The following is an 8,831-nucleotide window of genomic DNA, read 5'->3' as shown; positions in this document are numbered from 1 at the left end:
CATGCGCGGCGCTCCGCCACGCGCAGCACCGCCGAACGGGCGCGCGGATTGGTCGCCAGCTCGGCGTCGGAGGGGAAGCGCGCCTTGCCGACCGCGGCGAGCCGCGGCGCGGCCGGCGCGACCGGCGGCCCGCGGCGCGTCTGCACGCGCACGCCGGATTCCGTCCGGATGAACTGCTTGACCACACGATCCTCCAGCGAGTGGAAGCTGATCACCGCCAGGCGCCCGCCCGGCTTCAGCCGCGCCAGCGCCGCCTGCAAACCCTTTTCCAGCGCGTCCAGCTCGCCGTTCACGTGGATGCGCAGCGCCTGGAAGCTGCGCGTCGCCGGATGCTTGCCCGGCTCGCGCCGCCCCACCGCGCGCGCGACCAGGTCGGCCAGCTCGCCGGTGCGCCGGATCGGCGCCTCGCGCCGTCGCGCCACGATTGCGCGCGCGATGCGCCGGCTCATGCGCTCCTCGCCGTAGCGCCACAGCACGTCGGCGATATCGCGCTCGTCCGCCCGCGCCAGGAAGTCCGCCGCACTCTCGCCGCCGGTGGGGTCCATGCGCATGTCGAGCGGCGCGTCGGCCATGAAGCTGAAGCCGCGCGCCGCCTCGTCCAGTTGCGGCGAGGACACGCCGAGATCGAGCAGCACGCCGTCCAGCCCTTCCGCCGTCGCCTCCCACGCCGCGAGTTCCGCGAAGCTGCCGTGGCGGATCGCGACGCGCGCGTCGCCGGCGAAATCGCGCCGCGCCGCCGCGATCGCCGCGGGGTCCCGGTCCATCAGCAGCAGCCGTCCGTCCGCCCCCAGCCGATCGAGGATCGCGCGCGCGTGGCCGCCGCGCCCGAACGTCCCGTCCAGGTAACGCCCGCCAGGCCGCACCGCCAACCCCTCCAGCGCCTCTTCCAGCATGACCGGGATGTGTCGCAGCTCTTCGCCCGCCATCGCCGCCATCCCGTTCATCGCTTCGCTAAAGCCTCAAGCCCGCCATGTCCTCGCTGATCTCGCCCTCGCCGATCGTCTGCCGGATCTTGGCGAGGTGCGCCTGTTCGCTCCAAAGCTCGAACTTGTTGCCCATGCCGAGCAGCACCGCGCGTTTCTCGATGCCGGCCGCGGCGCGCTGGCTGGCCGGCAGCAGGATGCGCCCCGCGCCGTCCGGCTCGACCTGCGCCGCGGCGCCGACCAGCTTCATCTGCAGCGCGCGATGCACCGCCTTGACGCTGGGCAGCGCGTTCACCTGGTCGCGCACGCGCTCCCACTCCTGCTGCGGGAAGATCCACAGGCAGCCGGACTCGAACGGGTTGTAGGTCAGCACCAGACGGTTGCCGCAGGCCTGCGCGACCGGCTCCCGATACGCGGTCGGGATGGCCAGGCGGCCCTTTTCGTCGACGCTGATGGCGGTTTCACCCTGGAACACGGTCGCGGCCTGTTACCACAAATTCCCACGATTTCACACTCGAACCCACGATAGTCGCAGGGTTTGAGACTGTCAAGGGAAATTTCGCTTGCAGATCAAGGAGAAAGGCGAAACCGTGGCAGTGCTTACAGCCATCTCTGAGAAACGTTCCGAAGGTGTTTGAAAGAAAAGGATTTCACTTGGACGCTTCGCGGCTCTTCGGCTTGGCGGACACGCCGAGCGGCACGGCGCTTGCTAGCGCCATGCCGTCGGCAGGAAAAAATGGAGTCGGCCTGTAAGCCGGGTCCTGTACGCCTCGCGGCGTGACAGTCATTCCTCTCGGCCGCGCGTCGCCACGCGGCTCCAGCGACCTACCCGGGAACGGCGCGGGCCACGCCATCGTTCCCCTATTCGGTCTTGCTCCGGGTGGGGTTTGCCGTGCCACGCGGCGTTGGCCCCGCGCGCGGTGCGCTCTTACCGCACCGTTTCACCCTTGCCTGATCCCTTGCGGGCCATCGGCGGTTTGCTCTCTGTTGCACTTTCCGTCGGCTCGCGCCGCCCAGGCGTTACCTGGCACCCTGCCCTATGGAGCCCGGACTTTCCTCGACGCGCTTGCGCGCGGCGCGACTGTCCGGCCGACTCCGGCGTCTATTCTATCAGCCTTCGTACAGCGCCCGCCGCGGCGCGCCGCTGATCGCCGCGGCGAGCTTCGCCGCCTTCGCCGGCGGCAGCTCCTCGCGCAGCAGGGCGAACACGCGCCGGCCTTCCTCGACGCGCGCATCGGCGTCGTCGCCGCGTCCCGCCACCAGCAGCACGAACTCGCCGCGCTGCTGGTCGGGATCGCGCGCGACGCGCTCGGCGAGTTCGCCCAGCGGCGCGGCCAGCACGGTTTCGTAGAGCTTGGTCAGCTCACGCGCCAGCACCGCCTCGCGCGCGGCGCCGAACGCCTCGCGCATGTCGGCCAGCGATTCGGCGACGCGGTGGCCGGACTCGTAGAACACCAGCGTGCGCGCCTCCGCGGCCAGTTCGGCGAGACGCGCGCGCCGTGCCGCGGCCTTCGCCGGCAGGAAGCCCTCGAACACGAAGCGGTCGCTCGGCAGGCCGGCCACCGACAGCGCGGCGATCGCCGCGCACGCGCCCGGCACCGGCGAGACGCGGATGCCGGCCGCGCGCGCGGCGCGCACCAGGCGGAAGCCGGGATCGCTGACCAGCGGCGTGCCGGCATCGGAAATCAGCGCCAGCGACTCGCCCGCCGCCAGCCGCGCCAGCAGCGCGGCGACCGCCTCGCGCTCGTTGTGCTCGTGCAGCGCGACGAGCGGCGTCGCGATGCCGAAATGGGCGAGCAGGGGCCGGCTGTGGCGGGTGTCCTCCGCGGCGATCAGGGCGACGTCGCGCAAGACCGCGACCGCGCGCGGCGCGAGATCGTCGAGATTGCCGATCGGCGTCGCCACGATCCACAGCGTGCCCGGCCTGGCGTCGTGCATACGTGCTCCGCATCGCCGCGGCTGCGCGGCCCGATCGGCTATCATCGCGCAAATCGCCGGCATCACGAGAGTTCGGGGACCACCGCATGCGCATCTTCCGCTCGCTCGCGGCGTACCTGATCGCCGCCCTGCTGCTCGCCGGCTGCGCCACGCTCGGCACACCGACGCCGCAGCAGCAGGCGCAGGCCGATCGCGCCGAAGCGCTGTACCGCCGCGGCGAATTCGACCAGGCCGCGCAGGCGTTCCTCGCGCTCGCCGCGCAGAGCCACGCCGGCCGCGACCACTACCGCCTGCGCGCCGCCGAGGCGTTCGGCGAGGAGGGCACGCTGGACCGCGCCGCGCAGGCGCTGGACGGGGTGAAGCGCCGCCACCTCGAGGGCGAGGAAGCCTCGCGCTACGACCTGCTGGACGCGCAGCTCGCGCTCAGCCGCAACGACGCCGCGCGCGCGCTCGGCCTGCTCGCCGGCGCAACGCCGACGCTGCCGCCGGCGTTGCGGTCGCGCGCGCAGGAGCTGAGCGCGCGCGCGCAGGCGCAGGCCGGCGACGCCTGGGGCGCTGCGGCCACGCGCACGGCCATGGACGCGCAGCTCGGCGGCCTCGATCGCAGCGGCAACGAGCAGCAGATCGTCGCCCTGCTCGGCAAGCTGCCCAGCGCCGAGCTGCTGCGCCGCCGCGACACGCTGCCGGCGACCGATCCGCTGCGCGTCTGGGTCGAACAGGCGCTGGCGCGGCAGGGCGTCGCGGTGGCGGTCGCGCAGCCGCAGCTCGAACATCCGGTCGGCACCGTGCTGCCTGCCGAGGGCGCCGCCGCCGGCACGCGCGAAGGCTACCGCGCGCTGCGCGCGGTCGCCCTGCTGCTGCCTGCGGACGGCCAGCTCGCCGCCGCCGCCGGCGCGGTGCGCGACGGCTTCTTCGCCGCCTATTTCGATGCCGCGCGCGGCGGCGCGCCGCGGCCGACGCTGAAGCTGTACGACAGCGGCAACGATCCCGCGCAGGCGGTGGCGGCTTACCAGAAGGCGGTGGCCGACGGCGCCGAGCTGGTGATCGGACCGCTGTCGCGCGAGGCCGTCGCCGCGGTGTTCCAGCAGGCCACGCTGCCGGTGCCGGTGCTGGCGCTGAACCATCCCGACGGCACCGCGCTGCCGCCGCCCGGCAGCGCCGAGTTCGGCCTGCTGCCGGAGAACGAAGGCGCGCAGGTCGCCGAGTACATGGCCGCGCGCGGGCTGAAGAACGCGCTGGTGTTCGCCGCCGAGGACGATTGGGCGCAGCGCGCGGCGCGCGCCTTCAAGGCGCAGTTCGAGGGCACCGGCGGCCGCGTCGCCGGCGAGGCCGCGCTGAAGAGCGACGCGGTCAACTACGCCGGGCAGATCGCCGGCATGCCGCTCGCCGATGCCGACGGCGTGTTCCTCGCGTTACGCCCGCAGCAGGCGCGCCTGCTGCTGCCGCAGCTCAAGCTGGCCAAGGCGACGCAGCCGGTGTTCGCCACCTCGCACGTCTACTCCGGCGACGACGCGCCGAATCTCGACCGCGACCTCGACGGCGTCGAGTTCTGCGACGCGCCGTGGCTGTTCGACGCGCAGCCCGGCCTGCCGCGGCGCGACGATATCGCCGCGCAGCTGCCGCTTGCCCGCGGCGCCGGCGCGCGCCTGTTCGCGTTCGGCATGGACGCGTTCGCGCTGACGCCGTACCTCGACTGGCTGCGCATGCACGCCGGCAGCTACCTGCCGGGCGCTACCGGCCAGCTCGCCGAGGACAGCTTCGGCCGCGTGCACCGCACGCTGACCTGGGCGCGCTTCGCCGACGGCGTGGCGCGGCCGCTGGCCGGCGGCCTCGACGTCGGCGCTCCCACCGCGACAGCCGCGCCCGCACCCGTACCGGCGCCCGCCGGCGCCGCGCCGTCGTCGCCCTGAACGCATGACGCGCGCGCAGGGCGACGCCTTCGAGCAGCGCGCGCTGGAACGGCTGGCCGGCGCCGGCCTCAGCCTGGTTACGCGCAACTTCAACACGCGCCACGGCGAGATCGACCTGGTGATGCGCGACGGCGACACGCTGGTGTTCGTCGAGGTGCGCTACCGGCGCGGCGCCGGTTTCGGCGGCGGCATGGCCTCGGTCGATGCGGCCAAGCGCGCGCGATTGGTGCGCGCCGCGTCGCTGTTCCTCGCCGCGCATCCGCGCCTCGCGCACCTGCCGTGCCGCTTCGATGTGGTAGCGTTCGCCGGCGACGCGGCGCAGCCGGCATGCGACTGGCAGCGCGCCGCCTTCGACGCCGACTGAGGATCCCCGATGCGACGCCTGCTCCCGCCCCTGCTGCTTGCCCTCGCCCTGGTCCAGCTCGCCGGCTGCGCAGCCGTCGTGGTCGGCGGCGCCGCGGCCGGCGCCGGCGCGGCGCGCGACCGGCGCGGCTTCGGCACGGTCGTCTCCGACCGCAACCTGCAGCTTTCGGCGATGAGCGCGATCAACAAGGACCAGGAGCTGGCGCTGAAGAACGACGTCAGCGTGGTCGTGTTCAACGGCGTGATGCTGCTGGTCGGCGAGGTGCGCACGCCCGAGCTGAAGGCGCGCGCCGTGCGCCTGGCGACCGGCTTCGAGGGCACGCGCAAGCTGGTCGACGAAATCGAGGTGATGGAGCCGCAGGGCTTCTGGGCGCGGCGCGGCGACGATGCGCTGACCGCGCGCGTGAAGGCCGCGCTGCTCAACATCACCAGCCTGTCAGGCTTCGACCCGACCCGCGTCAACGTCACCAGCGCGCACGGCACCGTGTACCTGATGGGGCTGGTCAGCCGCACCGAGGCCGATGCGGTCGTCGAACTGGTGCGCAACGTCGCCGGCGTCGGCAAGGTGGTCAAGGTGTTCGAGTACACCGACTGAGCGCCGGGACTCGGGACTCGGGAACGGCGTAAACTCGACGCCATGTCGCTCTCGCCAGACTTCGCGTCGACGCTGCGCGCGATCTTCGGCGACGCGCTCGCGCTCGACGTTGCCACCCGCGCCACCTACGCCTACGACAACTCGCGGCGCGAGACGCTGCCCGAGGCGGTGGTGCTGCCGACGGAGCACGCGCAGGTCGAGGCGCTGGTGCGCGCCTGCCGCGCGCAGCGCATGCCGCTGACCGCGCGCGGCCGCGGCACCAACACCACCGGCGCCAGCGTGCCGGTCGCCGGCGGCGTGGTGGTTTCCTTCGAGCGCATGAACCGCATCCTGCGCGTCGATCCCGACAACCGCCTGGCGGTGGTCGAGCCCGGCGTGCTGAACGCGGACCTGCAGGCGGCGGCCGCGCCGCACGGTTTCTTCTGGCCGCCGGACCCGACCTCGGCGCCGTTCTGCACGATCGGCGGCAACCTCGCCTGCAACGCCGGCGGCCCGCGCGCGGTGAAGTACGGCGCGACCCGCGACAACGTGCTGGCGCTGCGCGCGGTCGCCGGCAGCGGCGAGAGCTTCCGCGCCGGCGCGCCCACCACCAAGGGCGCGACGGGCTACGACCTGACCCGCCTGCTGCTCGGCTCGGAAGGCACGCTCGCGCTGATCACCGAGGCGACGCTGAAGCTGGTGCCGAAGCCGTCCGCGCTGCGCACGCTGCGCGCGGCCTACGCCGACGTCGGCGCCGCGGCGCGCGCGGTGGCGCGCATCATGGCGCAGCCGGTCACGCCGTGCGCGCTGGAATTCCTCGACGACGAGGCCCTGAAGCTGGCGCGCGCGCACGGCGGCGACGCGGTGCCCGACGCCGGCGCGCTGCTGATGATCGAGGTGGACGGCGAACCCGGGACGCTGGCCGCCGCGGTCGAGGCGGTCGCGTGCGCCGCGCGCGGCGACGGCCTGCTCGAACTGCGCGCCGCCGCCGACGCCGCCGAGGCGGCGACGCTGTGGGCCGCGCGCAGGGCGCTGTCGCCGGCGCTGCGCACGCTGTCGCCGAACAAGATCAACGAGGACGTGGTGGTGCCGGTCAGCCGCGTGCCCGAGCTGGTGGCGACGACCAAGCGGCTGGCGGCGAAGTACGCGCTGCCGATCGTCTGCTTCGGCCACGCCGGCAACGGCAACCTGCATGTCAACCTGCTGCCGCGCGATGCCGCCGAACGCGCGCGCGCCGAACCCTGCCTGGCGGAGGTGTTCGACGCCGTGATCGCGCTCGACGGCACGCTCTCCGGCGAGCACGGCATCGGCCTCGCCAAGCGCGCGTTCATGCCGCGCGCGCTGGACGCCGTCGCGCTGGGGCTGATGGGCGGCATCAAGGCGGCGTTCGATCCGGACGGGATTCTCAATCCGGGAAAGTTGTTGCCTTGAGACGGGAGACGGTGAAGACCATGGCGTCGTCATGCCCGTGCCGCCGGGTGGCGTGCGCTCCGCGCACGTCGCCGGGAGCTGGCGTGCGCGCAGCGCGCGCTACGCATGTTGCGCCTCTTCCCGCCTCGCACGCCGGCGCCGCCGAATGCCGGCTTTCGCCGGAATGACGCCGAAGGCGGCACGCACTGCCGCGACCTGACCATGCCGACCACACTCGACGCACTGCTGCGCGACATCCGCGCCTGCCGCATCTGCGAACGCCATCTGCCGCTGGGACCGCGGCCGGTGCTGCAGGCCAGCGCCAGCGCGCGCCTGCTGATCGCCAGCCAGGCGCCGGGAAGGCGCGTGCACGAGACCGGCATCCCGTTCAACGACCCCAGCGGCGACCGCCTGCGTGCGTGGCTCGGCATCGACCGCGACGCCTTCTACGACGCCGGGCGCGTCGCGATCGTGCCGATGGGCTTCTGCTATCCCGGCAAGGGCAAGTCCGGCGACCTGCCGCCGCGCCCCGAGTGCGCCGCGACCTGGCATCCGCGCCTGCTGCCGCTGCTCACCGAGGTGCGCCTGACGCTGGCCATCGGCCAATACGCGCACGCCTACCTGCTCGGCGCGCGGCGCCGCGCGTCGCTGACCGAGACCGTGCGCGCATGGCGCGACTTCACCGGCGACGGCATCCTGCCGCTGCCGCACCCGAGCCCGCGCAACCAGGTCTGGCTGCGCCGCAATCCGTGGTTCGAGGGCGAAGTGCTGCCGTGGCTGCGCGCGCGCGTCGCCGAGATGCTGCACGAGCCCGCGGCGCCGCGCGCGGCGCAAAGCGGCACGTAGGGGGGGCTTCAGCCCACCGAACGCGCATGTCGAAAAAAGCGATGGCGGGCTGAAGCCCACCCTACGCGACGGCCGCGATGCGGATGGGTTCGGCACGTAGGATGCGGTGTCTCATCGCATGCAGCGGTTGCGACCGGGTGGCGCGGCGTTACGCGAAGCGCGCAGCCAGTTGCAGCACCAGCGCCGCGGCGACGCCGGCCAAGAGGTCGTCCAGCATCACGCCGAGGCCGCCCTTGACGCGGCGGTCGAACCAGCGGATCGGCCACGGCTTCCACACGTCGAACAGGCGGAACAGCGCGAAGCCGGCCAGCATCCACGGCCAGCCGGCCGGCGCGGCGAACAGCGCCAGCCACTGGCCGACGAATTCGTCCCACACCAGCGCGCGGTGATCGTCGACGCCGAGGCGGGCGCCGGCGACGCCGCAGGCCCACACGCCCAGCGCGAACGCCAGCGCGAGCACGCCGGCGTACGCGGGCCACGGCAGCTCGCGCAGCACGAACCACCACGGCAGCAGCGCCGCCAGCGAGCCGGAGGTGCCCTGCGCGAACGGCGCGAGGCCCGCGCCGAAACCGGCCGCGATCCATCCGGCCGGATGCGCCAGCAGCGCGCGCCGCCGCGCGGCATCGAGCGCGGTCTTGGCGTTCACGAGGCGAAGTGTTCCCAGCCGCGCCGCGGCGGCGCCAGCGTCTGCCCGCGCGCGTCGCGCACGCGCACGCCGGCGCCTTCGACGATGCGGCCGATGCGCGTGGCGCCGCAGCCGAGCCGCGCGAGATCCGCGGTCGCGTTCGCCACGCGGTCCGGCGGCACGCTGAAGCAGAGTTCGTAGTCGTCGCCGCCGGCCAGCACGAACGCGAGGCGCGCGTCGTC

The 8,831-nt window shown here is 73.7% G+C and carries 9 protein-coding genes, 1 other RNA gene and 1 pseudogene; 5 read left to right on the top strand and 6 right to left on the bottom strand.

What is annotated here, in order from left to right:
- The 4 genes from rsmH to rsmI all read right to left on the bottom strand — a co-directional run.
- Nucleotides 1-926: 16S rRNA (cytosine(1402)-N(4))-methyltransferase RsmH (gene rsmH, locus ABFC67_RS04560; RefSeq protein ID WP_346736861.1), on the bottom strand; the 926-nt coding region annotated here is incomplete at its 3' end.
- Nucleotides 927-951: 25 nt separating this feature from the next.
- The gene (gene mraZ / locus ABFC67_RS04555; RefSeq protein WP_346736860.1) at nucleotides 952-1,398 is read right to left on the bottom strand and encodes a division/cell wall cluster transcriptional repressor MraZ; all 447 of its coding nucleotides are present in this window, start codon (nucleotides 1,396-1,398) and stop codon (nucleotides 952-954) included.
- Between the two features lie 259 nt (nucleotides 1,399-1,657).
- Nucleotides 1,658-2,020, bottom strand: an RNA gene (gene rnpB, locus ABFC67_RS04550) — RNase P RNA component class A.
- Between the two features lie 13 nt (nucleotides 2,021-2,033).
- Entirely contained in the window at nucleotides 2,034-2,861 is an 828-nt protein-coding gene (rsmI, locus tag ABFC67_RS04545; protein ID WP_346736859.1) for a 16S rRNA (cytidine(1402)-2'-O)-methyltransferase, read from the bottom strand.
- Nucleotides 2,862-2,947: 86 nt separating this feature from the next.
- Between rsmI and ABFC67_RS04540 the strand changes: the two genes are divergently transcribed.
- The 5 genes from ABFC67_RS04540 (at nucleotide 2,948) to ABFC67_RS04520 (ending at nucleotide 7,964) form a co-directional block, all read left to right on the top strand.
- The gene (locus ABFC67_RS04540; protein ID WP_346736858.1) at nucleotides 2,948-4,771 is read left to right on the top strand and encodes a penicillin-binding protein activator; all 1,824 of its coding nucleotides are present in this window, start codon (nucleotides 2,948-2,950) and stop codon (nucleotides 4,769-4,771) included.
- A gap of 4 nt (nucleotides 4,772-4,775) precedes the next feature.
- Complete coding sequence (locus ABFC67_RS04535) at nucleotides 4,776-5,135, top strand: YraN family protein (protein WP_346736857.1); 360 nt, start codon at nucleotides 4,776-4,778, stop codon at nucleotides 5,133-5,135.
- A gap of 9 nt (nucleotides 5,136-5,144) precedes the next feature.
- Nucleotides 5,145-5,729, top strand: a complete 585-nt coding sequence (locus ABFC67_RS04530) for a BON domain-containing protein (protein ID WP_346736856.1) — start codon at nucleotides 5,145-5,147, stop codon at nucleotides 5,727-5,729.
- Nucleotides 5,730-5,771: 42 nt separating this feature from the next.
- A complete protein-coding gene (locus tag ABFC67_RS04525) occupies nucleotides 5,772-7,139 on the top strand; it encodes an FAD-linked oxidase C-terminal domain-containing protein (protein WP_346736855.1) in 1,368 nt (455 codons plus the stop codon).
- Between the two features lie 201 nt (nucleotides 7,140-7,340).
- A complete protein-coding gene (locus tag ABFC67_RS04520) occupies nucleotides 7,341-7,964 on the top strand; it encodes a uracil-DNA glycosylase family protein (RefSeq protein WP_346736854.1) in 624 nt (207 codons plus the stop codon).
- Between the two features lie 148 nt (nucleotides 7,965-8,112).
- Here ABFC67_RS04520 and ABFC67_RS04515 read toward each other — a convergent pair whose 3' ends face one another.
- Together ABFC67_RS04515 and ABFC67_RS04510 are read right to left on the bottom strand one after the other, a co-directional pair.
- A complete protein-coding gene (locus ABFC67_RS04515) occupies nucleotides 8,113-8,610 on the bottom strand; it encodes a phosphatidylglycerophosphatase A (RefSeq protein WP_346736853.1) in 498 nt (165 codons plus the stop codon).
- A pseudogene (locus ABFC67_RS04510) lies at nucleotides 8,607-8,831 on the bottom strand (thiamine-phosphate kinase); the annotation flags it as partial. The pseudogene ABFC67_RS04510 and the gene ABFC67_RS04515, both read right to left, overlap by 4 nt.

Source organism: Mizugakiibacter sp. (assembly GCF_039680435.1).
Taxonomy (GTDB): Bacteria; Pseudomonadota; Gammaproteobacteria; order Xanthomonadales; family Rhodanobacteraceae; genus Mizugakiibacter.
The sequence above is the reverse complement of the archived record's forward strand: the minus strand, read 5'-3'. Positions and strand labels throughout refer to the sequence as shown.